This is a genomic window from Andreprevotia chitinilytica DSM 18519, assembly GCF_000711875.1.
GTDB classification, from domain to species: Bacteria; Pseudomonadota; Gammaproteobacteria; order Burkholderiales; family Chitinibacteraceae; genus Andreprevotia; species Andreprevotia chitinilytica.
Genome location: NZ_JONM01000002.1, coordinates 238,456 through 261,567 on the forward strand (window position 1 = coordinate 238,456; position 23,112 = coordinate 261,567).

Below are 23,112 nucleotides of genomic sequence, written 5' to 3' on the forward strand. Positions count from 1 at the left end.
CTCACCGGATCAATGCCGGCCCATGCTGGCGCGCGGGATTGGCGTGGTTTCGCCCTGCGGTTGCGGCGCCGGCTGCGGAGCAGGTTGTGGTACGGGTTGCTGGTCGACCGGCATGGGCGCCGGTGCCGGCGCGCCGTTGGCGTTGCTGGTGACGTTGACGGTCGAGGTGTCACGCAGTCGCAGCGGTTCGGTGGTCAGCTGGCCGTCGGTGCCGCTGTTGAAGTTGGTGATGTAACCGCTCGGCGTGGGCAGGTTGCGGACGACGCGTGGGGTGATCATCAACACCAGTTCGGTGCGGTCGCTTTCGTTTGATTTGGAGCCGAAAATGCGATCCAGAATCGGGAGTTCACCCAGGCCTGGGATCGCGGAGCCGCTACCTTGCTCATTACGCTGCAACAGGCCGGCGAGTACCTGCGTTTCACCATCATGCGCGCTCATATTGGTTTCGGCGCGACGGGTGCCGATGGTGTAGGTCACGGTGCCTGAATTGGTCTTGCTCTTGTCGGTGATGCTGGACACTTCCAGCGTCAGCTTGACCGAGATATCCGCGTCCTGCGTGAGCGTGGGTTCGACATTCAGCGTCAGGCCGACATCCTGATAGGTGACCGATTCACTGGTGACCCCATTGGATACCGTGGTGGTGACGACTGGCACGCGATTACCGATCAGGATCTTGGCCTTGTCACGGTTCTTGACGCGAATCTTCGGGTTGGCCAAGACATTGGTGTTGCCCTTCTGATGCAGCATATTGGCTGTGATCGTTGGTGTGCCGAGATTGACGAGGGCGTTGGTGCTGTTCAGGTGGCGCAATTCGCTCAGCGTCATCACGCCTGGATTGAACGTGCCGGCTACGCCTGAGGCATTGCCGCTGGCCGTGAAGCCGCCGATATTCGCTGTCACGCTGCCCGGGTACTGGATACCGAGGTTCAGCAAATCGGTGCTGTTGACCTCCAGCACTTCCACATCGAGTACCACTTCCGATTGCGGCAGGTCTTGCGCGGCGATCAGGCGTTCGGCCACGGCGATGGCTTCCGGCGTGTCACGCATCACCAGCATGTTCAGGCGCTCGTCGATATAGACGTCACGGGTCTTCACCATTTGCTTGATCATCGCCAGCACTTGCTTGGGGTCGGCGTTGGACAAGTAGAAGGTGCGCATCACCAGATCCTTGTAGTCGCGATCCTTATCGGGCCGCTTCGGATAGATCAGGATGGTGTTGTCGTTGAGGATCTTCTTGTCGAGCTGGTTGGTGGTCAGCAACAGGTTGATCACGTCTTCGACCGTCGTATCGCGGGCGTAGATCGTGGTGCGCAAGGTGGAGGGCACATCGCGGTCGAAGATGAAGTTGACCTTGCCGATGCGGGAAATGATGTCGAACACGCTGAAAATCGCCTGATCGCGGAATTGCAGCGAGATGGGGCTTTTCAGGGTTTGCGCCAGCGCCGGTTTCAGGCTCGCCTCACGCGATTTGCGCTGCTCCAGATCGTCTTTCAGCTGCACGGCGCCAATATGGCGCGGGTTTTCGCCGATGATCTGCCGGGCGATGTCGAGCGCTTCGTCCGGCTTGGTGTCCTTGATCGAGCGGGCGTACTTGAGCATCGAATCCTGTTTGACCTGCGATTCGATCGTGCGCAGGCCTTCCTTGGCGCGCAGGTTGCTCGGGTCATAGACGAGGATCTGCTGATAGTTGACGAGCGCCTTGGCCAAGCCGTCGCTGGTGCCGCTGGCGCGGCCATCGTCGGCCTCCTTCTGTAGCCGTGTCACGTAGATATCGATCTGGCGCTGATAGCTGGCGCGCAGGGCGATGTCTTCCGGGTCATTTTTCAGCGCATTCTGCAGCGTGCTGATGCCGGAGGCGGTTTCGCCTTGCTGGATCTGCCGCGCGGACTGCTTGCGTGCCAATTCGGATGCACAGCCTGCCAGCAGGCCGATGAAAATGACGGTCATGGTCAACGCGCGTTTCACGGCGTTCCTCCTATCGGCAGCACTTGCTGCTGATTCAACGGCATAAAGGTAAACACGATCTGTTGTCGTGTGACTTGTTCTACGCGATAGACGCCAAGCAGCGTCTCGCCTTGCTGGACGCGCCCCAGTGCTTCGCAGCGGGTGCAAACAACGTACTGCTGGCCGCCGGCTTCAAGCACGATCTCGTCAACGCCCTTGGTGTGCCAGGTGGCGACGATGTTGAACGGCAGCGGTGGCGCAACCGGCACCGGGGTAGGGGTCGGTTTGGCTGGCGGCGGGGGTGGAGGCGGTGTCGGCGCCCAGGTTTGCTTCGGAAACAGGCTGACTTCGCTTGCATCCGATGCGGATTTTGTCTTGGAGACCACGCTGCGGGCCGTGCGGCTCGCCGAGCTTGCGACGCCTGAAGCTGTGCCGGTGGCTGCCTCAGCGGCTTCGCTGGCTATTTCTTCGGCCGCTGGAACGGAGGCCGGGGCCAAGCGGCCGCTGCGGGCACGGGTCTGCAGTTGTGGCTGCTCCTCATCGTGACTTTTCCACCAACTGTAGCCCACCAGAACCAAGGTAATGGCCAGGACGATTTGCAATGGACGGGACAACATTACGGCGTCTCCGTCAGGTAGCTGAGTTGGATCTGTGCCGCCAAGGTTTCCTCGGCAATCTGTGTGCGACCGACCGAGAACGTCTCGACGCGTACGCCTGGGATTTTCTCGATGTCGGCCACGAAGGCGCGCAGGTCGGCGTAGCTGCCGGTGGCGGGGAACTGCACGCCATAGCGCAACAAGTGGCCGGCACCTTCCGGGCTCGATTTGTAGTCGGTTTGCGGCACGATCAGCTTGTGATCTTGCGATAGCTTGGCCAGCTCACGCAGGAAATCGGTAAAGCTGCCAGCGTGGCGCAGCGGGGCAAGCGCAGCCAGGCTGGATGCCCCACTGGCGGCGGGATGGGCGAGCTTGGCGGCTTCTGCATCGACGGTTTCTTCGCGCCGGTCGAGATCATGCTCGATCGGTTTCACTTTCTGCAGCCAGATGAGCCCGGCAGCCACCAGCAGTGCCGCGCCGACAAAACCGAGGATGCCGGTATAGCGGGGCCATTTGCGCAGCAGCCAAAGCAGTTGTTGCTGCTTCATCGCGGCGCTCCTTTCAGGAAGACTTCCAGCCCGGCCTGCGTGGGCTTGAACGGATCATTCTGCTTGACCGATTGGCGGGCCAGGACCACGCGCTGGATATTCGGGTTACGCGTGAGTGCATCGATCAGCTCGAGCAGATCGTCTGCCCGTCGGGCTTCCAGCTCCAGCTTGACGTCATGGTCGGTCGGGCTCAGTTCGAGGCGGGTCAAGCCGATATCGCGCGTCCAGGCGCTTTCGATGACCTCCAACGCGGGCAGGGCGCTTACTTGCTGGGCACGGCGGATGGCGGCGAGCTTCTCGTCGGCCGGTTTTTCCTTTTGCGCTTCCTGTTGCTTGTATTGCTGCTGCTTCTTTTTCCAGGCGAGGTCGGTTTCGGTGGTTTCGATCTGTTGGCGACGTTGGGTGACGACGTCTTGCTGCACTGCTACCCACATCAAGGCGACCACGCCCGCCGTGACCAGGGCAAGCCCGATCCAGGGGGTAGGTTTGGCGACGCGGTGAAAATCAAGCTGCATGAGTTGCATCGTCTGCCCTCCGCATCAGGTCAGCATGGATGGGGCCGAGCCACTGCAGGTCGAATTCATCCAGCTCCATCCGCGCAAAGCGCGAGCTGTTGGCGACCAGATAAATCTGCTCCGGCAGGAAGTCACTGGCGAGTACTGCTGCATCGCGCACCAGTGCACCGAGTGCGGCGCTGTCTTTCTTCAGTTGGTCGGGTTGTGTTGCCAGCGTAATCACACCGCGCCAAGCCCGGTCGCGCCAGAACGCACACACGGCTTGGTCTTCATCAAGATGCACCAGCACGAACTCGCGTTGGCGCAGCTGGCCCTTGTAACGGTTGATGGCGGTGGTAAGCAGCGGTTCGACGCGTTGCAGTGAGAATTTCTGGCTGCGCGCCAGCTCGCACAAGGTTTGATACATGCCCTGGTCGACGGCTGCAGCCAGTCGCGGTTTGCCCCAGCCGGCCTCGGCCACGCGCACGCGCCAGTTGTCGGTGCCGATGCCATAAACCTGCGCCATCGCGACGCGGGCGTAGTTTTCCCAGTCGCTATCGCGCTTGAGCTTGTCTTGCCACGGGATCACCGCATAACGCACCCACGGCGCACCAAGGTAGAGATCGAGCGTATCGAACTTGAGGCTGCCGCGTGGCGCTTCGGACAGCATCTGCTGCAGTTTCAGTACGGCGGTTTCGGATGTGTTGTCCACCGGCGCTTGCGCACGGGTGGCCGGTGCGCGTGCGAATGCTGCGCTGCTGGAAAGCAACGCCTGCCCACGGGTGAGCCAGCCCTGATGCTTAATCCACAAACGTGACACGGTTGATTTCCTGTAGCGTCGTCTCGCCGCGAGAGACCGAGGCCATGGCCATCTGGCGCATGTTCTGGAAGCCGTATTGCGCGGCGAGTTGCTTGATTTCTACCGCGGGTGCGCGGCCGGCAATGGCTTGTTTGAGTTCGTCGTTGAGTCGCAGGACTTCGGCAATGGCCTTGCGGCCGAGATAGCCGGTGTCGCGGCAATGGCTGCAACCGGTGCCCTTGCGGAAGCGCCAGGTGGCGACCTGGTTGCGAGTGAGGCCGGATTGGGCCAGCAGGTCGACATCGGGATGGTCGTCAGTAATGCAATGCGGGCAGATCTTGCGGATCAGGCGCTGGGCGACCACGCCGATCAAGGCATCGACAAAGCTGTTGGGCTCCACGCCCATGTGCATGAAGCGGTCCAGCACCGAGAACACGTTGTTGGCGTGGACGGAAGTTAGCACCAAGTGACCGGTCAGCGCCGCTTGCACGGCGATGTTGGCGGTTTCACCGTCGCGGATTTCGCCGACGAGGATCTTGTCCGGGTCATGCCGCAGCACCGAGCGCAGGCCGCGTGCGAAGGTCAGGCCTTTCTTGTCGTTGACCGGAATCTGCAGGATGCCGGGCAACTGGTATTCGACCGGGTCTTCAATGGTGATGATTTTTTCATCGCCGGTATTGATCTCGGACAGCGTGGCATAGAGCGTGGTCGATTTGCCCGAGCCGGTCGGGCCGGTGACCAGCAGCAGCCCGTACGGTTCGCTGGCCAGCGAGCGGATGGCGGCCATCGTGGCTTCTTCGTGTCCCAGCACCTCCAGCCGCAATTGCTTGAAGGCGTCGCCGCCGCCTTGTTTATCCAGAATCCGCAGCACGGCGTCTTCGCCGTAGATCGACGGCATGATCGAGACGCGGAAGTCGACATCGCGATTGTTGACGATGACCTTGAAGCGGCCGTCTTGCGGGATGCGGCGTTCAGAAATGTCCAGCTCGGCCAGTACCTTGATCCGCGAGATGATCTGTTCGGCGGTCTCGGTGCCATTCGCGCCACCAGCATGCAGCAGCACGCCGTCGATCCGGTACTTGATCGTCAGGCCGCTGGGCGTGCTTTCCATGTGGATGTCGGAGGCTTTGGATTTCAGGCCGTCGTACAGCGTGGAGTTGACCAGCTTGACGACCGGGTTGGTGTCCTTGGCCAGGGTGGACAGTGAAATCTCGGGCACCGCATCGGCACCGCCTTCGTTGTCGCTGCCGATGGCAAGTTGATCCATGGCGCGGTGCGAGGTTTCGAACTGTGCCAGGTAGTCGGCCAAATCTTCGAAGTGGGCAAACGCGCTCTGGTAATGCGTGGCCAGCCGCTGCTGCACCCAGTTGCGGGTGATGGCATCGAACGGGTCGGCCAGGATCAGGAAGCGGTGGCCGTCGGCATCATCGGCCAACAGGCACTGGCGTGAGACCGCATCGCCATAGGGCAGTAGATCGTGGCGTGGAAACAACACCGTTAGCTCTTCGCGGGTGAAGCTTGGCAGGCCGAGGAACGAGCCGACTTCGTCGCAATAGCCTTCGTTGGATAAGCCGAGCGCTTGCTGCACGAGCAGCGGCAACGGCGTCTCACCGGCGTGCGCGCGCAGGTGCTGGATCAGGTCGAGGGTGAGCTCGCTCATTGCATATTCCCGGCGAGTTCAAAAATGGGCATATACAGCAGGAACACGATCCCGCCGATCAATACGCCGATGAACAACATCAGTACCGGCTCGAACAGCCGGGTGAACATTTCGATGGCGCGGTCGAGTTCTTCATCACAGAACTGCGCCGAGCGCTCGCACATGGTCGCCAGCTCGCCGCTTTGCTCGCCCACGCGGAGAAGCCGTTCAGAAACCGGTGTGGTCAAGCCATAGCGTGGCAGCGTGTTGGAGAGCGACTGACCCGATTTGATATCGATGATGGCTTGCGCCAACGCCAGTCGCATGGCGCCGGGCAACAGCTGCGCGGCCAGTTCCATGGCGGCGACGACGGAAAGACCGCCGGCCAGCAGCAGGCCGACGGTGCGATAGAAGCGCGTCAGCGAGAACAACGAGCGGTAGCTCTCCAGCTTGGGTAGTTTCCACAACAGTTCTTGCAGCGAATTCTGGATCGACTCGGTGCGCAACATCATCACGACCAGCGCGATGGTGCCGATGATGCCGCCGAAGATGAATTGACCGTTGCTGTGCACCAGCTGGCCCCAATACAGCATCAGTTCGGCCGCGAACGGCAGGTGTTTCATGCTGGCGTAGATCTGGCTGAACTTGGGAATCACGTAGAACAGCAGGAACAACATGATGCCGCCGCCGATGGTGATGATCACCATCGGGTAGATCAGCGCCGAAATGATCTTCTTCTTTACGCCAGCCAGCCGGGTTTCATAGTGGTGGTAGCGCTTGAGTGCATCGGCCAGATGGCCGGTCTTTTCGGCCGAGCCAACGGTAGCGATATAGAGGGGTGGAAAGTACTCCGGCATCTGGCCGAGCACGCGTGACAGCGGCAGCCCTTGGTAAAGCCCTTCGATGATGCGCCCGAGCACCATGCCCCCGCCGTCGTGGCTTTTGTCGCGCAGGGTTTCGACGGCTTCGACCAGTGTCAGGCCGGCTTCCAGCAGCGCAATCAGCTCCTGCGTGAACAGCGACAGGGCGAAGTCGCTTTTCTTGAGCGAAAGGCGCGTCTGCTTCTCGGCGGAAACGAGCGTCGCGCCTTGGGCGGACAGCCGATCGCGCAGCTCGTCTTCGTTGGCGGCGTCGAGGTCGAGTTCCTGCAGGCGGCCAGCCTGCAGGACTGTGACTTTGTAGCGCATGATGGCGCTGTCTTATGCGGGGTTTAGTACGTGATGTCGGTGTCTTCGCCCGTGCCGCCCGGTTTGCCATCGGCACCGTAGGTCAGCAGGTCGAAGTCTTTGCCGTTCTCGCCAGGGCGGCGATAGATGTAGGGCCGATCCCAAGGGTCGGCGGGGACATCTTTCATCAGGTAAGGACCAGCCCATTTGCCGCTGACATCGGTCGGCTTGGTCATCAACGCTGCCAGGCCTTGTTCCGTGCTGGGATACTGGCCGATGTCGAGTCGGTAGTGATCGAGCGCATCCGCGATGGACTTCATCTGGCTCAAGGCGGTCTTGCTCTTGGCTTTACCAACTTCGCCAAATAGCTTGGGGCCGACATAGCCGGCAAGCAGGGCAATAATCAGCAGCACCACCAGCAATTCGAGCAAGGTGAAGCCGCGGGCAAGTGAGCGTTGCAATGGGCGCGGGGCGATCATGGGTGGTCTTCTTTGGTTTTGTCGGTGTAAGTATTTATTGTTTTAATCCATCCTGTGCTCGCCATCCTAACTGCGGCGTTGGTGCCCCGCAAGCCCTATGCCATTGAGGTGTTGTGTGATGGAATCAAAGCGGGGCGTGCTTTTGCGGTGCAATATCGCCAGTTGGAAGTGTTCGGGTCGTCCGGTGGTTCGGTGATGATGCGTGTCAGCTGACTCGTTTTAAGCGAGCAGGGGGCCGGGCATGAAAAAAGGACGGCAAGCCGTCCTTTTTTTGAAGCGCTGGTTTGAATCGCTGGCGATTAGCCGAGGCGTTGCGCCACTGCGTCCCAGTTGACCAGCTTCCAGAAGCCTTCGAGGTAGTTCGGGCGGCTGTTGCGATAGTCGATGTAGTACGCGTGTTCCCACACGTCACAGGTCAGCAGCGCCACATCAGCGGTAGTCAGCGGGGTGCCGGCGGCGCCCGTGTTGACGATGTCGAGGCTGCCGTCTGCCTTCTTCACCAGCCAGGTCCAGCCAGAGCCGAAGTTGCCGGCGGCCGACGTGTTGAACGCCTTCTTGAATTCGTCGAAGGAGCCCCACTTGGTGTTGATGGCATCAGCCAGCTTGCCGGCCGGAGCGCGATCGGCACCTTGCGGGTTCGGAGCGAAGCCGAGCCAGTAGAAGGTGTGGTTCCAGGTTTGTGCCGCGTTGTTGTACAGGCCACCCGCCGGAGCAGTCTTGACGATCTCTTCGAGCGACTTGCTCTCGTTGTCGGTGCCCTTGATCAGGTTGTTCAGGTTGGTGATGTAGGTCTGGTGATGCTTGCCGTAGTGGTAGGACAGCGTTTCAGCAGACAGGTACGGCGCCAGAGCGTCTTGGGCGTACGGCAGTTCGGGCAGTTTGTGTTCCATTGCAGACTCCTGATTCGTGGTGTTGGAGAGATGGCGAATCGCATATCAGGGTGATTCGTTAGTATTTCAAGTGTCTTGTCGCGGCGGTCCAGAAAGGCGCCGGATTGGGGCCTTGGGTTGGGCCTCGCTAGGTGGCTATGTTATCTTGCGACACGAATCCAGCCGTCGCATTCAGCAAAATAAAACTCATGACCATTCTATCCCTGATCCTTGCGCTTCTGCTCGAACAGCTTCGCCCGATCAGCAGCCGCAATCCTGTCTATCTGGCCTTCATCCGTGCTGCCAACAAGCTTGAGCGTGCGCTTAACGCCGGCGAGTTTCGCAACGGGGTTTACGGCTGGCTGATCGCGACATTGCCGCTGCTGATTGTCAGTGTGGGTGGCTACTGGTTGCTGTATCGGATCAGCCCGTTTCTGGCGTGGGGCTGGAACGTGGTGGTGCTCTATCTGACGATGGGTTTTCGCCAATTCAGCCATGCGTTCTCCGGTATTTCCAAAGCGCTGCAGACCGGTGATATCGATGCCGCACGCGCTTTGTTGTCCGACTGGACTGGCCAACACACCTCGCAAATGAACGATGACGAAGTCTCGCGCTTTGCCATTGAGCAAGGTCTGCTCGATTCCTACCGTTATGTGTTCGGGACGGTGTTCTGGTTTGTGGCGCTGGCGTGGATTGCCGGCCCGGCTGGCGCTGTTCTATACCGCGCTGCGTGTTTGCTGGAACAGAAGTGGGGCTCGCACGAAGAGGCCAATTCATTTGGTCGCTGCGCACAAGGCGTTCTGGCGGTACTCGATTACTTGCCTGTTCGTTTCACCGCAGCCGGGTTTGCGATCATGGGTGATTTTGAAGATGCCGTTTATTGCTGGCGCTCGCAGGCGCAAGCATGGGGCAACTATGCGCAAGGCATCATTCTGGCCGCTGGTGCAGGTGCCATCGGCATTCGGTTGGGCGAAGCACTGCACATGGATCACACGGTCAAGTTCCGGCCGGAGATCGGTATTGGCGATGCGGCGAATGCTGACTATCTCGCCAGCGCTGTCGGTCTGATCTGGCGCTCGATCCTGTTGTGGCTGGCGCTGGTTCTGCTGTTTAGTTTGGGGCAGTGGCTGGCTTGATGTTTTTGCTGATTGTTTCGGGGAGTGGCTACTGAGTAAGGTGGCGACTCCCCGTCTGCTTTTTGGAGTTCCTCATGCCTGCCATCCGTATCGCCAATGCTGAGTTGCCTGTCGCCAATATCTACTGCGTGGCACGCAATTACGTTGCCCATGCCGCCGAGATGGGTGCAACCATTGGCGCGGAGCCGGTGGTCTTCCTCAAGCCGACATCCGCATTGCTGTTTCCGGGGTCGTCCATCGCGCTGCCAGAATGGTCGAACGAGATCCACCATGAGGCAGAGCTGGTCGTCGCGATTGGCCGGGATTGCAATAACGTTGACCGGGCTGCTGCGCGCTCCTATATCGCCGGTTACGCGCTTGGGCTCGATCTGACTGCACGGGATGTGCAGGCTGAAGCCAAGAAAAAGGGCATGCCGTGGACGCTATCCAAAGGCTTTGCCGGTGCCGCGGTGCTGACTGATTTCGTGCCGGCGCCAGCCATTGAACCGACTGATGTCACCTTTGATTTTTCGATCAACGGTGAGCTGCGCCAGCATGCGGATACACGGCAAATGGCGTTTGACGTTCCGACGCTGATTGCGTGGCTTTCCAGTCGTTTCGGCCTCAAGGCGGGCGATCTGATCTACACCGGAACCCCCGAAGGCGTCGGGCCGATTCGTTCTGGTGATGTTCTTCATTTGTTGCTCGGCAAGTTGATCGATCAGACCTTCAACGTCGCCTGATTCACCGGTTATGTCGGCGGCTTGGTTACGCCGACACCGCTGGCAAACTTGCCAAATCCCAGCGCGGCTTCGCACCGTAACCGTATTCATGCTTGGCGTACTGCAGCCGCATGGCGCCAGCGTAGGCGATCATTGCGCCATTGTCGGTGCAGAGCGCCAGCGGCGGGTAGTAGACCTGCAGCTGGCGTCTTTTCGCCGCGTCGTCCAATCCTTCCCGCAGCTGCCGGTTTGCGCCGACACCGCCAGCGATCACCAGTCGCCGCATGCCGGTTTGCTTGAGCGCGGCGAGACATTTCTTCACCAGCACTTCGACGATCGCCTCTTGGAACGCGGCACAAATATCGGCGCGCGTCACATCGTCGATGGGTGCTTGTTCAGTCACCAGCTTGAGCACGGCAGTCTTTAGGCCGGAGAAACTGAAATCGAGGTCGCCGGAATGCAGCATCGGCCGGGGGAGCTTGAAGCGCGTGGCATCGCCGGTATCGGCTAGTTTCGAAAGCGCCGGGCCGCCGGGGTAGCCGAGGTCGAGCAGCTTGGCTGATTTATCGAATGCTTCGCCCGCTGCGTCATCGACCGTTTCGCCCAGTAACTCATAGTTGCCGATGCCGCGCACAGCCATCAGTTGCGTATGTCCACCGGAAACCAGTAGTGCGACAAAAGGAAATTCGGGCTTCGGATCAGATAGGAGCGGTGAGAGCAGATGCCCTTCGAGGTGATGCACTTCGATGACCGGCTTCTGCAGGGCAAAGCCCAGTGCGTTGGCTACGCTTGCTCCGACCAGCAGTGCGCCAGCCAAGCCGGGCCCAGCGGTATAAGCAATGGCATCCAGCTGTTTGAGCGTGCAGCCGGCTTCGGCCAGGCAATCTTCAGTCAGCGGCAGTACACGGCGGATGTGGTCGCGCGAAGCAAGCTCGGGCACCACGCCGCCGTACTCGGTGTGCATGGCGATTTGTGAGTGGATACGGTGCGCGAGCAGGCCCCGTTCAGTATCGAACAGGGCAACGCCGGTTTCATCGCAAGAGGATTCAAGGCCGAGAACGAGCATACATATACAGAAGAGGCGGGGATGGATGGGCATGCTACCCGCTTGGGGTGGCTAACAAAAGGGTCAACAAAAGCGGGAATGCTTTGACAGGGCGCATCGAGTTTGCGAAAATGCCAGACTTTCCACGGTGTTCTGTGGTTCAACCCCCAAGGATTTTAGCTCGATGCCTTCCGTACGCGTAAAAGAGAACGAGCCGTTCGAAGTAGCCATGCGCCGCTTCAAGCGTGCTGTTGAAAAGACTGGCTTGCTGACCGAACTGCGTTCCCGCGAGTTCTACGAAAAGCCGACTGCCGAGCGTAAGCGCAAGCTTGCCGCTGCCGTGAAGCGCCATTACAAGCGCATCCGCAGCCAGCAGCTGCCGCCGAAGCTGTACTAAGCAGCACAGCGTTCGCGAAGAAAGGCCGCCATCGAGCGGCCTTTTCCTGCTTCTGCGATCTGGTGCCGGTTTAATGTCGGCACGTATTCCTGAAACACCCCCGCAAACCCCATTCGAGGCGTACCCATGAGTCTGAAAGAACAAGTCCAGCAGGACATGAAAACGGCGATGAAGGAAAAGCAGACTGAGCGTCTCGGCACGATTCGTTTGTTGTGGGCAGCGATCAGGCAGCGCGAGGTGGATGAGCGTATCGATCTCGATGATGCAGCCATCACCAGCGTGATCGAAAAGATGCTCAAGCAACGCAAAGACAGCATCGAGCAGTACCGCGCCGCCAATCGTGAAGACCTCGCGATCAAGGAAGAGGCTGAAGCTGCCGTGCTGAAGGATTACATGCCGCAGCAACTCTCAGTCGATGAAATCGCCGTTTTCGTGGATGCGGCAATTGCTGCGCATGGCACCGCGCCGGCGGCGATGGGCAAGATCATGGCCGAACTCAAGCCAAAGCTCGCCGGTCGGGCCGATATGGCCGAAGTGAACAAGTTGGTCAAGGCGCGAATGGCGTAAGGATGTGGCGTGAGGCACTAGGCTAAGGGCTGTCCCCCCACGCCTTACGCCTCACGCCTCGCGCTCAATGGCTCGTATCCCCGATTCCTTCATTCAGGATCTACTGAACCGCGTTGACATTGTCGACGTGGTAGAGCGCTACTTGCCGCTCAAGAAGGGCGGGCAGAACTACATGGCGTGCTGCCCGTTCCACAAGGAAAAATCGCCGTCGTTCACGGTCAGTCCGACCAAACAGTTCTATCACTGCTTTGGTTGTGGCGCGCACGGTTCGGCGGTGAGCTTCGTGATGGAGTATGAGGGGCTGAGTTTTCCTGAGGCCGTGCGCAAACTGGCCGAATCGGTCGGTTTGCCGGTGCCGCAGGAAGTGGGCAACGAGCCAGAGTCGGCCAAGGCTGAGCCGGGCCTGTTTGATGTATTAAAGACCGCCTGCGATTTTTATCGTCAGGCGCTGAAGACGGCGCCGCAGGCCATCAATTATTTGAAGGGGCGCGGTCTGGATGGCAAGACGGCCGCGCGTTTTGGTTTGGGTTATTCGCCTGGCGGCGAAGACTGGCAAGCGCTGAAGAAGATTTTTCCGGATTACGACTGGAACAAGTTGCTGGCTGAAGCTGGCCTCGTGATCGACAAGGAAGAGACCAAGCGCCGCTATGATCGTTTCCGTGATCGGGTCATGTTTCCGATCTTGAATCAGCGTGGCTCGGTGATCGGTTTTGGTGGCCGGGTGATGGGGCAGGGTGAGCCGAAATACCTGAACTCGCCCGAGACGCCGGTCTTCGAGAAGGGTCGTGAGTTGTACGGCCTGACGCAAGCCCGTGCCTCGATCCGCGATGTGGGTCGGGTGCTGGTGGTTGAAGGCTACATGGATGTCGTGATGCTGGCGCAGCACGGCGTCGAATACGCGGTGGCAACACTGGGTACTGCGTGTACGCCGGAGCACGTGAAAAAGTTGTTGAAGCTCGCCGACGACGTGGTGTTTTGCTTCGACGGCGACAAGGCTGGGCGTAAAGCGGCATGGCGGGCATTGGAAAACAGTCTTGAAATTCTGGCAGATGGTAAGAAATTAACCTTCTTGTTCCTGCCGGAAGAGCACGACCCCGATTCTTATGTGCGCGAATTTGGTCGTGATGCGTTCGAAATACAGGTAAAACAGCAGGCCGTGCCGCTGGCGCAATTCCTGTTGCGTGAGTTGGCGGCGCAGGTCGAGCTGGATAGCGATGAAGGTCGAGCCAGGTTGATCCATTTGGCTAAACCGCTGATCGCCCGTGTTCATGCACCGGCTTATGCGTTGATGCTGAAAAAACGCTTGGCCGAGTTATGCGGGCTGGAGACCTTTGAGCTGGATGGCTTGCTGGGTGGGCAGGCGCAAGAGCTACGTAGCGAGCCACAACGCAATGAATCACACGGTGGCGAGTTCCGTCCGCGTGAGTCGCGTCGGCAAGAGGGTTTTCGCGGCGAGGGTCGTCGGAACGAGGGCGGATGGAATGGCGGCAAGCCAGGTCGTGGGCGTTTTGATGACCGCCCGCTCCGACCGTTGCCGCGCCCGCGCCCGACCGGTGATGCGCCAACGCGGTTGCTGCAGATGGCGCTGACTGATCCGGCACTGACGCAAACGGGCGAGCCGGTCTGGTTGACCTGGCCTGAGCGGAGTAGCGCATTGTGCGAAGTGCTGCAGTACCTGCGTAGTCAGCCTGCTAATGCAGGGGGGGCGCAACTGATTGAGCACTGGCGTGATACGCCGCTGTTCGAGCGGTTGGAGGCGGCTCAGTCTGAAGGTGAGCGGCTATTTGGTCGTATGACTGACGAAGAGCGTACAACCGAGTTTGCCGCTTTGCTCGTGAGCGCCGGGCAGGTGTTGGAGAGGCCGGCTACACTGGATCGGCGTACCGAATTGGAACAACGGGCTGCCAATGGCGGCCTGACGGAAGTTGAAAAACAAGAATATCTGGCGTTGCTGGCGCGGCGCTGATTGAGTACATCGTTGTTATGTACGGGTTTTTTGTGCAGTGCGGGAATTTTGGTGGCGGAAAAATGTCCGTCAGTTCTGATATAATCCTCGGTTTTTCCGAATCTTTTTGAGTCTCACGTTCATGGCGGCAGCAAACGAGTTCGACAAGGAAGACCAAGAGCGGGTTGATTTCCGCGAAGGCAAACGCGACGACGCCGAAAAGCTCGATCCGGAAGTCCGCAAGGCCAAGTTCAAGCAATTGATCGTGCTCGGCAAAGAGCGCGGCTATCTCACGTACGCCGAAATCAACGATCACCTGCCCGAAGACATGCTCGATGCCGAGCAGATCGAAGGCGTGATCGGCATGATTTCGAACATGGGCATTCAGGTCTATGACGAGGCGCCCGACGCCGAAGACCTGCTGATGTCCGATGCGCCGCCGGCCGTTGCCGACGACGACGCGGCAGAAGAAGCCGAAGCGGCATTGTCCTCGGTGGATGCCGAGTTCGGCCGCACGACTGACCCGGTGCGTATGTACATGCGCGAAATGGGTACGGTTGAGCTCCTGACCCGCGAAGGCGAAATTGAAATCGCCAAGCGGATCGAGGACGGCCTCAAGCACATGATCACCGCGATCTCGGCTTGCCCGACGACGATCCAGACCATTCTGGAGCTGGTCGACAAGGGCCTGTCCGACGAAATCCGCATCGACGACGTGATCGACGGCTTCATCGACCCGAACGCGGTCGAAGAAGAAGCGGCTGCACCCGAGGCTTTGCCGGAAGAACTCGCCGAAGAGGGCGAAGAAGGCGAAGAGGGTGAGGACGACGGCGGTGCAGCAGCGGCACACGCCAACCTGGAGCTGCTGAAAGGGCAAGCGCGCGAACACTTCGACGTGATCCGCGCCCTGTTCGACAAGATGCTCAAGGCGCTGGCCAAGGAAGGCGTGCACGGCAAGACCTATCTGAATCTGCAAGGCCAGATTGCCGAGGAGTTCCAGAAGATCCGCTTCTCGGCCCGTCAGGTCGAGGCGCAGTGTGATCAGTTGCGCACGATGGTGGATAACATCCGCAGCCACGAGCGCGAGATCATGGACCTCTGTGTACAGAAAGTCCGCATGCCGCGCGAGCACTTCATCAAGACATTCCCGGGCCGCGAAACCGATACCAAGTGGGTGGTCGAAGAGATCAACTACGGGCACAAGTATTCCGAGATCCTGGCGCGCTATCAGCACGCCATCATGGAAAAGCAGCAGAAGCTGGGCGAGCTGCAAGAACGTGCCATGGTGCCGATCAAGGAGCTGAAGGAAATCAACCGGCAGATGTCCACCGGTGAAGCCAAGGCCCGCCGCGCCAAGCGCGAGATGATCGAAGCCAACTTGCGTCTCGTGATCTCGATCGCCAAGAAATACACCAACCGTGGCCTGCAATTCCTCGATCTGATCCAGGAAGGCAACATCGGTCTGATGAAGGCGGTGGACAAGTTCGAATACCGTCGTGGTTACAAATTCTCGACCTATGCGACGTGGTGGATTCGTCAGGCCATCACCCGCTCGATCGCGGATCAGGCGCGCACCATCCGGATTCCGGTTCACATGATCGAAACGATCAACAAGATGAACCGCATCCAGCGTCAGATCCTGCAGGAAACCGGTCTGGAGCCGACGCCGGAAGAACTGTCGTTCAAGATGGAAATGCCGGAAGACAAGATCCGCAAGATCCTCAAGATCGCCAAAGAGCCGATCTCGATGGAAACGCCGATCGGTGACGACGACGATTCACATCTGGGCGACTTCATCGAAGACCAGAACAACATGGCCCCGGCTGAAGCCGCTGTGTACGCCGGCCTGCGCGAAGCGACCAAGGAAATCCTTGATACGCTGACCCCGCGTGAGGCCAAGGTGCTGCGCATGCGTTTCGGTATCGACATGAACACCGATCACACGCTGGAAGAAGTCGGCAAGCAATTCGACGTCACCCGTGAGCGGATTCGTCAGATCGAAGCCAAGGCCCTGCGTAAACTGCGTCACCCGACGCGTTCCGAGCGGCTCAAGAGCTTCCTGGAAAGCCTGGGTAACGAAGGCAGCTAAGGCCAGTAAAGCAATACGGGCCTTTAGCTCAGTCGGTTAGAGCAGAGGACTCATAATCCTTTGGTCGTGGGTTCGAGCCCCACAGGGCCCACCAAAAACGAGAAAGCCACACAGATGATGAGTCTGTGTGGCTTTTTTGTGGCCTACGTTTATCGCGTTGGCCGCGAAGCGATCACCCCAGCAAGCTCGCCCCCACATTGATCGACAACCCCAGAATGCTGATGTTGAAAATGAACGACAGTATGGATTGTGCGAGCACCACTCGGCGGGTGCGGCTGTTGCCGACGGCAACGTCTGCAGTTTGGGAGGCAACGCCGATGGTGAACGAAAAATAGAGAAAGTCCCAATAACTGGGTTCGGCCGGCGGGTTCGGAAAGAGCAGGGCTTTTTCGGCGGATCGGTCGCCGTAAAATAGATGGGCATAGTGGATGGCGAACGCGGTGGGCACCAGCAGCCACGCACCAGCCAATGTCAGTCCGGTCAGGCCCAGATGCACCACCCGCAACGTGCCGGTGAGCTGCTTGGCCGTGGCTAGTTCGAAGAGAATGGCCAAGAGGCTTGCCACTGAGGCGATGCTGACAATGGTCAGCACGGTCGCTGCCGTTTCGTCCTGCAAGAGCGCAATGCGACGAATCCGGGCGGGATCAGCGCGCATCATCAGCCACCACTGCGCCAGCACGTAAAGCCACATGGTCACGTTCCAGCTGAACAGTCCCCGTGTCAGCACCGAGATATGGGGGGCGAACTGGGTGAGTACGAAGTAACAGAGGATGCCGGTCAGTGTGGATGCGGTGAGCCGGGGGCGGGCTCTGATGAAATGTTTGAGGCGGATCATGACCTTGCTCGATAGAGGAGGAATGCGGGATCAAAAGAAATCAAACCAGGGTCGGCAAGTAGTGCGGGCTAGCCGGGATATTGGTTTGGCATTAACGATGGACAGCCCGATTTTGCCATTGCTGGCAAAAATAGCACGCTTAATGAACTGATTCGGTGCTGGGGTTGGTATGGGTGTGGCGTGGATCGGCGATCTTCAGGGGCGCTTGCAATGCAGCCTGGGCTTGGCGGCCTAGCGCGGCCGTGGGTGGGATGGCGGTTGGAGTTGCATGCATCTCTGCGTCGTCATGGGTATAGGTGAACCAGGCGCTGGTCATGCTGAGCGTAAACGTGACCGTATAGGCGGCGAGGGTAAGGCAAATCTTTCTCCTGCCGGGGTGACGTGTTGCAGGTAGGTGGTTCCCGGGTTCTGGCATGACCATGAGCGTTATCGACTATCGATGCAGGTGTTGCAAAAACGGTCTATCGCGCCTTTGCGTTTACTGCGCCCGCGTGACGGCAAGTATCGACCCGTTACTCCGTTGTCATTATTTTGGGCCGTGTGCCCGACATCGGCTGTGAACTACGTCTCGTCACACGCTACCAGCATGGCCCGGAGTACAATCCCGGCAACTTTTTCCACCCGAGCCATTTCGAGCTAATTCCATGACACTGTTCCAGACCATCCTGCTTGCAATCATCCAGGGCATCAGCGAGCTGTTTCCGATTTCCAGCGTGGCCCATGCCGTTCTTACGCCTTGGGCATTTGGCTGGAATCTCACCCCGGAATTCCTGAAGCTGCACTTCCTGCCGGTCGTGGTGTTGCTGCACTTGGGCACGGCAGTTGCTCTGTTGCTGTTCTTTCGCAAGGATTGGATTGCCTATGCCCGCAGCCTGTTCAACGCGGATCAAGTCGCCCGGCGTGAACTGATGCTGGTGCTGGTTGGCACGATTCCGGCCGCTATCCTTGGCTTGATCTTCGAGAAGGCGCTCAAGGGCATGTTCGCCAATGTGACCTTCGCTGCGATGTTCCTGATGGTGAACGGCGTGATCCTGTTTGCGGGCGAGCGTGCCAGAAGCCGTGGCCGCAAGGCATTGACCGAGTTGAGCTATGGCCAAGCGTTGCTGGTTGGTCTTGCACAGTCGCTGGCACTGGTCCCGGGGTTCTCCCGCTCGGGCGCCAGCATGGTGGCCGGGTTCTGGGCCGGGCTGAGCCACGGCGCATCGGCGCGTTTCTCGATGCTGCTGGCTACCCCGATCATCGTCGGTGCCAGCGTGCTGGAACTCCCCAAGCTCGCCCGTCAGGCTGATGCGGCGACGTTCAATACCGCCATCATCGGCGGCGTGGTCGCGGGCGTGGTGGCGTACTTCAGCGTGTGGGCGTTGATGAGCTGGTTCAGGAAGCATGAAGTCAACGCGATGCGGCCGTTTGCGATCTATTGCTGGGTGGTGGGCGCGCTGGTGCTGGGTACAACGCTGATCAAATAAGCAATTGTCATCATCTGGACGGTTACACAGAGTGTTACACCCGGAAAAATTTGGGTTGTAAGCCACCGTGTCGACGGGGGCGTTGATGGGTACAGGGCGAACGCAATCGCCCACCCATCAAAGCACTGAGGAGCCTTACCATGTTGACGTTCAAGCACACTGCCCAAGCCCTGGTCGTTTCCCTCATCGCTGCGCTTGCCGCTGGCAGCGCCATGGCTGATACCCAATGGCAAAAGAAACATCCGCGCCGCGAGCAAGTGAATAACCGCCTGAATAATCAGGACAAGCGCATCCACCAGGAAGTGAAAGAGGGCGATCTGAGCAAGAAGCAGGCGCGTCAGCTGCACAAGCAAGATCGCAACATTCGCCAGGAAGAACGCGATATGGCCAAGCAGAACGGCGGCCACATCACCAAGCAAGAGCAGAAAGTGCTGAATCAGCAGGAAAACCAGACCAGCAAGGAAATCGGCAAGTAATTCGGTTGCTGCCCTGGCCCAAAAACAAACACCCGCCTTGGCGGGTGTTTGTTTTTGTCAGGGAAGAACCTTGTAGGAGCGAGCTTGTGCCCCGCAAGCGTGCGATGCCTCGGCATCGCTCAGCGTGGAAATACCCTTGGGGTGCTCGCGATGACGACATTGGAAATGCCACCATTGCCGATCGCGAGCAAGCTCGCTCCTACAGAATGCGTACCGGATCAGATTGGGATGGCTTTACGCCGGCACAAACCACGCCATGCCATCTCGCTGCAGCGCAGTGACCGGGTAGCGATAGAGCGCCGACAGATGTTCAGCGGTCAGCACATCCGCTACCGGCCCAGCCAGCCAACGGCCATCACCAAACAGCAGCAGCACGTGGCTGGCAAAATCATGCGCGTGGTTGGGATCATGGCTCACCACAGCCAGTGCCCGCCCGGCCTGTCGTTCTTCGCGCAGCACGGCCAAGGTTTGTTGCTGATGGCGCAAGTCGAGCTGTGACAACGGCTCATCCAGCAGCAGCAGCGGCGCTTGCTGGGTCAAGACAGCCGCTAGCCCGACGCGACGACGTTCCCCACCAGACAGCGTGGCAAGGTCGCGTGCTTCCAGCCCGGCCAGATCGAGCCGTGCCAGTTGTTGTTTGGCCAGCGCGATATCGTCGGCGCTTTCCCAATCCCAGCGGCCCAGATGCGGATGACGGCCGGTGAGGGTTTTTTCCAGCACGGTGAGCGGGAAAGGGCTGTCGTCATGCTGCGCCAGCCACGCCAGCGCCAACGTGCGTTGCCGGGGCGGCCAGTTGCCAAGTGCTTGGTTGTCGAGCCGGACGGAGCCGGTCGCCGGCTTCAGCCAACCAGCCAGCGTGGCAAGCAGGGTGCTTTTGCCGCACCCATTCTCGCCCAGTACCAACCAGCATTCGCCGGGCTGGATGCTGAGATCGAGCGCCTCGACCAGCGTGCGCTCGCCCATCCGCAACGTCAGCCCACGGGCCTGGAGTTGATGCGGCACAAAGGGGTTCATCGTTGCACACCCCGGTGCTGCAACAGCCACAGAAACAGCGGCACGCCGGCCAGCGCGGTGATCACCCCCACTGGCAATTGCTGCGGCGCGAGGATCACGCGTGAAACGATGTCGGCGATCAGCAGTACCGCACCGCCGGTCAGTGCGGAGGCCGGCAGCAACAGCCGCGTATCGTGGCCGAGCGCGATGCGCAGGGCATTGGGCACGATCAGTCCGATGAAGCCGATCACGCCAGCTGTCGTCACGGCGACGGCGGTCGCGGCGGAGGCGACCAGATACAGCAGCCAGCGTAGCCGGCGCGGGTCGACACCCAACGCATGCGCGGATTGCATGCCGTGGCTGAGCAAGTTGAGATCACGGGCAAACGGCCAGACGAGTGCCAGCAGCAGAGCCAGACTGATCGCAGCCAGCCGCCAATGTGCGCCAGCCAGATCGCCCAGCAGCCAGAACAACATGCCACGCAGCAGGCCATCCGGCGCCAGACTCAGTAACAGGGAGCTGAGCGCGCCGCAGAACGAGGCCAGCGCAATGCCGGTTAGCAGTAAACGGGTCTGGCGCGTGGAGTGATCACGGCCTGCCAGTGCAAACACGATCAAGGTCGTCAGCAGCGCGCCGATGCCCGCTGGCAACGCCAACGCACCAGCCCCCATCCCGAGCAGCAAGGCCAGCAGCGCAGCGACGCTGGCGCCACCCGCCGTACCGAGTACATAAGGATCGGCCAGCGGATTGCGCAACAGGATTTGCTGCAACGTGCCGGCGAATGCCAGTAGTCCACCCACGGCCAGCGCAGCCAATGTGCGTGGCAGCCGCAGCGAGAACACCACATCCCGCACCAGCGCCGCATCCGGGTTGCCATCCCACAACTGCCACGGCCGGTAGCTGGTGCTGCCGATGCACAGGCTGGCGACGACGGCGCACAGCGTGAGCGCAGCAATGGCGATCAAGGTGAGTGCGAGCCGGGCGCGGGTCAGCGGCGCTGTCATTGCCGTGCTTTATCCACCGCTTGGCACAGCGCTTCGGTGCCTTCCGCGAGCCGTGGCCCCATGCGCACCAGCACATCGCGAGGCAGGATGACGAGTTGCTTGTTTTTCACGGCGGCGAGATTCGGCCAGCTTTGCCAATGCGCGAGCGCTTGTGTGCCGGCGTCGCCACTGGTCGCGATCATCTCGGGATTGGCGGCGAGCACTGCCTCGTCATCGACGGTGGGTGTCAGCGCCGGCAGGTCGCCGAACACGTTGACCGCGCCACACAAAAACAGCGCATCAGAAATGATCTGTTGGCGGTTGATCGTCATCAGCGGCCGATCCCACACCTGATAGAACACGCGCACCGGTCGGCGCTTGGAATATTTCGCCAACGCCATGATGCGCTGGCGGAAGGTATCTGCGGCGGCGCGGGCCGCTACGGTATTGCCAGTCAGCATGCCCAGCCGCTCCAGCACCGTCGGCACATCCCCGAGTGTTCTGGCATCGTCGTAAAAGACGGGGATGCCCAGCGTATCGAGCTGAGCCAGCTGGCGCGGCGGGTTGCCTGATTTCCAGGCGACGATCAGATCCGGTTTCAGCGCCCGGATGCGCTCCAGATCAAAGCCGTTGTAACCGCCAACACGGGGGATGGCATTCGCCGCTGCCGGGTAATCGCTGTAATTGACCGCCCCGACGATCTTGCCGCCCGCGCCGATGGCGAACAGGTCTTCGGTGAGATGCGGGGCGAGGCTGATGATGCGTTGGGCCGGGGTGGGCAGGGTGATGGTGTGGCCGAGGTCGTCTTGGGTGGTGACGGCGGCTTGGGTGGGGAGGCTGGCGAGAGCAAGGAAGAGCTGCAGTAGCAAGGCTCGCTGACGAGTCAACCATCGCATCCCCCCCTTCGCGGTGGCGTGCGAATCTTTGATTCGTTCAGCCATGAGGGGGCTAGGGGGGATTTTGGCGGATGTCCAGCCATTCACACTTTTAAGGCGCTGAAGCTGGATTTGCCGAGTTGTTTCCTGAGAGCTGAATGGTTGAGGTTGAACCGAAATCCCCCCTAGCCCCCTCATGGCTGAACGAATCAAAGATTCGCACGCCACCGCGAAGGGGGGGACAGCAAGCACCAGCCCTTGAGGCAAAGAGTTGGCTTTCCATGGTCGGCCAGCCCATCCCCTCACCACTCAACCCCCTTCTGCGCCCGCACGCCCTCATCAAACGCATGCTTCACCGCCCGCATATCGGTAATGGTGTCGGCGATGCTGGTCAACGAGGTCGGCGCGGCGCGGCCGGTGATGACGACGTGCTGCATGTCCGGGCGCGACATCAAATCGTGCTGCACCGTGTCGGCGTCCAGATAGCCATAGCTGATCGCGTAGGTCAGCTCATCGAACACCACCAGATCGAAACCCGGATCGGCCAGCATGCGTTGCGCGATGACCCAGGCCGCTTGCGCCTTGGCGGTGTCCTTCTCGCGGTCTTGCGTATCCCAGGTAAAGCCATCGCCCATCACATGCCATTCGACATTCGGCTGGCGGGAGAAAAACGCTTCCTCGCCGGTGTCGGTGCGGCTCTTGATGAACTGCACCACGCCCACCTTCAGGCCGTGGCCAAGGGCGCGGGCCACCATGCCGAAGGCGGACGACGACTTGCCCTTGCCATTGCCCGTCAGCACCAGCAGCACACCGGTATCGGTATCGGCCGCTTCGATATGCGCATCGATCAGCGCCTTCTTGCGCGCCATGCGGGTGGTGTGGCGGGCATTGCGTTCGGCGTTATCCTTGGGATCGGTCATGCGGGTCTCCGTGGTTGCGCTTCATCGATAGCACGCCGATTTTGCGCAGCAACCCAAATCCAGCGAAGCGGTGCTGGCAAGGCGTGCGAAACGCAGACAGTACTCAACGTACGGCAAGTGAGCACAACACCGCCAGCAGGGTTTGGGTTG

General features: G+C 60.1%; 25 protein-coding genes and 1 tRNA gene. 10 read left to right on the top strand and 16 right to left on the bottom strand.

Annotation, left to right across the window (positions count from 1 at the left end; translation table 11 throughout):
* Positions 1–9: 9 nt before the first annotated feature.
* From BR41_RS03905 to BR41_RS03945, 9 genes are all read right to left on the bottom strand, one after another.
* The gene (locus BR41_RS03905; protein WP_051710034.1) at positions 10–1,965 is read right to left on the bottom strand and encodes a secretin GspD/PilQ domain-containing protein; all 1,956 of its coding nucleotides are present in this window, start codon (positions 1,963–1,965) and stop codon (positions 10–12) included.
* The gene (locus BR41_RS25375) at positions 1,962–2,561 is read right to left on the bottom strand and encodes a hypothetical protein (RefSeq protein ID WP_051710040.1); all 600 of its coding nucleotides are present in this window, start codon (positions 2,559–2,561) and stop codon (positions 1,962–1,964) included. The genes BR41_RS03905 and BR41_RS25375 overlap by 4 nt, the downstream gene beginning before the upstream one ends.
* Complete coding sequence (locus BR41_RS03915) at positions 2,561–3,088, bottom strand: hypothetical protein (RefSeq protein WP_035053064.1); 528 nt, start codon at positions 3,086–3,088, stop codon at positions 2,561–2,563. Before BR41_RS03915 ends, BR41_RS25375 begins: the two co-directional genes overlap by 1 nt.
* A complete protein-coding gene (locus tag BR41_RS03920; protein ID WP_156970544.1) occupies positions 3,085–3,612 on the bottom strand; it encodes a hypothetical protein in 528 nt (175 codons plus the stop codon). Before BR41_RS03920 ends, BR41_RS03915 begins: the two co-directional genes overlap by 4 nt.
* Entirely contained in the window at positions 3,593–4,402 is an 810-nt protein-coding gene (locus BR41_RS03925) for a hypothetical protein (RefSeq protein ID WP_156970545.1), read from the bottom strand. Before BR41_RS03925 ends, BR41_RS03920 begins: the two co-directional genes overlap by 20 nt.
* Positions 4,383–6,041, bottom strand: a complete 1,659-nt coding sequence (locus BR41_RS03930; protein ID WP_035053070.1) for a GspE/PulE family protein — start codon at positions 6,039–6,041, stop codon at positions 4,383–4,385. The genes BR41_RS03925 and BR41_RS03930 overlap by 20 nt, the downstream gene beginning before the upstream one ends.
* Positions 6,038–7,207 carry a type II secretion system F family protein gene (locus tag BR41_RS03935; protein WP_035053072.1) on the bottom strand — a complete coding sequence of 390 codons (1,170 nt, stop codon included), beginning with the start codon at positions 7,205–7,207 and terminating at the stop codon, positions 6,038–6,040. The genes BR41_RS03930 and BR41_RS03935 overlap by 4 nt, the downstream gene beginning before the upstream one ends.
* 23 nt (positions 7,208–7,230) lie before the next feature.
* Positions 7,231–7,665 (bottom strand): type II secretion system major pseudopilin GspG, encoded by a 435-nt coding sequence (gene gspG, locus BR41_RS03940; RefSeq protein ID WP_035053082.1) that lies wholly within the window; start codon positions 7,663–7,665, stop codon positions 7,231–7,233.
* A 299-nt stretch (positions 7,666–7,964) separates the two neighbouring features.
* On the bottom strand, positions 7,965–8,555 hold the full coding sequence (locus BR41_RS03945; protein WP_035053084.1) for a superoxide dismutase: 591 nt from the start codon (positions 8,553–8,555) through the stop codon (positions 7,965–7,967).
* A gap of 188 nt (positions 8,556–8,743) precedes the next feature.
* On the opposite strand from BR41_RS03945, the gene BR41_RS03950 reads away from it, so the two are divergent.
* Both BR41_RS03950 and BR41_RS03955 read left to right on the top strand, forming a co-directional pair.
* On the top strand, positions 8,744–9,670 hold the full coding sequence (locus tag BR41_RS03950) for a CobD/CbiB family protein (protein WP_035053086.1): 927 nt from the start codon (positions 8,744–8,746) through the stop codon (positions 9,668–9,670).
* 74 nt (positions 9,671–9,744) lie between these two features.
* Complete coding sequence (locus BR41_RS03955) at positions 9,745–10,392, top strand: fumarylacetoacetate hydrolase family protein (protein ID WP_035053088.1); 648 nt, start codon at positions 9,745–9,747, stop codon at positions 10,390–10,392.
* A 25-nt stretch (positions 10,393–10,417) separates the two neighbouring features.
* On the opposite strand, the gene tsaD is transcribed toward BR41_RS03955, so the two are convergent.
* Entirely contained in the window at positions 10,418–11,437 is a 1,020-nt protein-coding gene (gene tsaD / locus BR41_RS03960) for a tRNA (adenosine(37)-N6)-threonylcarbamoyltransferase complex transferase subunit TsaD (protein ID WP_035053091.1), read from the bottom strand.
* A gap of 163 nt (positions 11,438–11,600) precedes the next feature.
* Here tsaD and rpsU point away from each other — a divergent pair, with 163 nt between their 5' ends.
* The 5 genes from rpsU to BR41_RS03985 all read left to right on the top strand — a co-directional run bounded on the left by rpsU (position 11,601) and on the right by BR41_RS03985 (position 16,508).
* Positions 11,601–11,813 carry a 30S ribosomal protein S21 gene (rpsU, locus tag BR41_RS03965; RefSeq protein WP_035053093.1) on the top strand — a complete coding sequence of 71 codons (213 nt, stop codon included), beginning with the start codon at positions 11,601–11,603 and terminating at the stop codon, positions 11,811–11,813.
* 126 nt (positions 11,814–11,939) lie between these two features.
* The gene (locus BR41_RS03970; RefSeq protein ID WP_035053095.1) at positions 11,940–12,380 is read left to right on the top strand and encodes a GatB/YqeY domain-containing protein; all 441 of its coding nucleotides are present in this window, start codon (positions 11,940–11,942) and stop codon (positions 12,378–12,380) included.
* Positions 12,381–12,447: 67 nt separating this feature from the next.
* A complete protein-coding gene (gene dnaG / locus BR41_RS03975; RefSeq protein WP_035053097.1) occupies positions 12,448–14,346 on the top strand; it encodes a DNA primase in 1,899 nt (632 codons plus the stop codon).
* A 121-nt stretch (positions 14,347–14,467) separates the two neighbouring features.
* Positions 14,468–16,414: an RNA polymerase sigma factor RpoD gene (gene rpoD / locus BR41_RS03980; protein ID WP_035053100.1), complete on the top strand. Its 1,947-nt coding sequence runs from the start codon at positions 14,468–14,470 to the stop codon at positions 16,412–16,414.
* A gap of 17 nt (positions 16,415–16,431) precedes the next feature.
* Positions 16,432–16,508, top strand: a tRNA-Ile gene (locus tag BR41_RS03985).
* Between the two features lie 78 nt (positions 16,509–16,586).
* Here the strand turns inward: BR41_RS03985 and BR41_RS03990 are convergent.
* Positions 16,587–17,249, bottom strand: a complete 663-nt coding sequence (locus tag BR41_RS03990) for a DUF1345 domain-containing protein (RefSeq protein WP_035053102.1) — start codon at positions 17,247–17,249, stop codon at positions 16,587–16,589.
* Between BR41_RS03990 and BR41_RS23960 the strand changes: the two genes are divergently transcribed.
* On the top strand, positions 17,248–17,400 hold the full coding sequence (locus BR41_RS23960; protein WP_156970547.1) for a hypothetical protein: 153 nt from the start codon (positions 17,248–17,250) through the stop codon (positions 17,398–17,400). The two genes, BR41_RS03990 and BR41_RS23960, sit on opposite strands and share 2 nt — an antisense overlap.
* Here BR41_RS23960 and BR41_RS23965 read toward each other — a convergent pair.
* Positions 17,389–17,664 (bottom strand): hypothetical protein, encoded by a 276-nt coding sequence (locus BR41_RS23965; protein WP_156970548.1) that lies wholly within the window; start codon positions 17,662–17,664, stop codon positions 17,389–17,391. The two genes, BR41_RS23960 and BR41_RS23965, sit on opposite strands and share 12 nt — an antisense overlap.
* A 229-nt stretch (positions 17,665–17,893) precedes the next feature.
* Between BR41_RS23965 and BR41_RS03995 the strand changes: the two genes are divergently transcribed.
* Complete coding sequence (locus BR41_RS03995) at positions 17,894–18,715, top strand: undecaprenyl-diphosphate phosphatase (protein ID WP_035053103.1); 822 nt, start codon at positions 17,894–17,896, stop codon at positions 18,713–18,715.
* 140 nt (positions 18,716–18,855) lie between these two features.
* Positions 18,856–19,191 carry a hypothetical protein gene (locus BR41_RS04000; RefSeq protein WP_035053105.1) on the top strand — a complete coding sequence of 112 codons (336 nt, stop codon included), beginning with the start codon at positions 18,856–18,858 and terminating at the stop codon, positions 19,189–19,191.
* Between the two features lie 234 nt (positions 19,192–19,425).
* Here the strand turns inward: BR41_RS04000 and BR41_RS04005 are convergent, their stop codons facing one another.
* From BR41_RS04005 to cobO, 4 genes are all read right to left on the bottom strand, one after another.
* Positions 19,426–20,193 carry an ABC transporter ATP-binding protein gene (locus BR41_RS04005; RefSeq protein ID WP_211251653.1) on the bottom strand — a complete coding sequence of 256 codons (768 nt, stop codon included), beginning with the start codon at positions 20,191–20,193 and terminating at the stop codon, positions 19,426–19,428.
* A gap of 8 nt (positions 20,194–20,201) precedes the next feature.
* A complete protein-coding gene (locus BR41_RS04010) occupies positions 20,202–21,188 on the bottom strand; it encodes a FecCD family ABC transporter permease (RefSeq protein WP_035053109.1) in 987 nt (328 codons plus the stop codon).
* Positions 21,185–22,063: a cobalamin-binding protein gene (locus BR41_RS04015; RefSeq protein WP_035053110.1), complete on the bottom strand. Its 879-nt coding sequence runs from the start codon at positions 22,061–22,063 to the stop codon at positions 21,185–21,187. Before BR41_RS04015 ends, BR41_RS04010 begins: the two co-directional genes overlap by 4 nt.
* Positions 22,064–22,344: 281 nt before the next feature.
* Positions 22,345–22,962 carry a cob(I)yrinic acid a,c-diamide adenosyltransferase gene (gene cobO, locus BR41_RS04020; RefSeq protein WP_035053112.1) on the bottom strand — a complete coding sequence of 206 codons (618 nt, stop codon included), beginning with the start codon at positions 22,960–22,962 and terminating at the stop codon, positions 22,345–22,347.
* Positions 22,963–23,112: the final 150 nt, after the last annotated feature.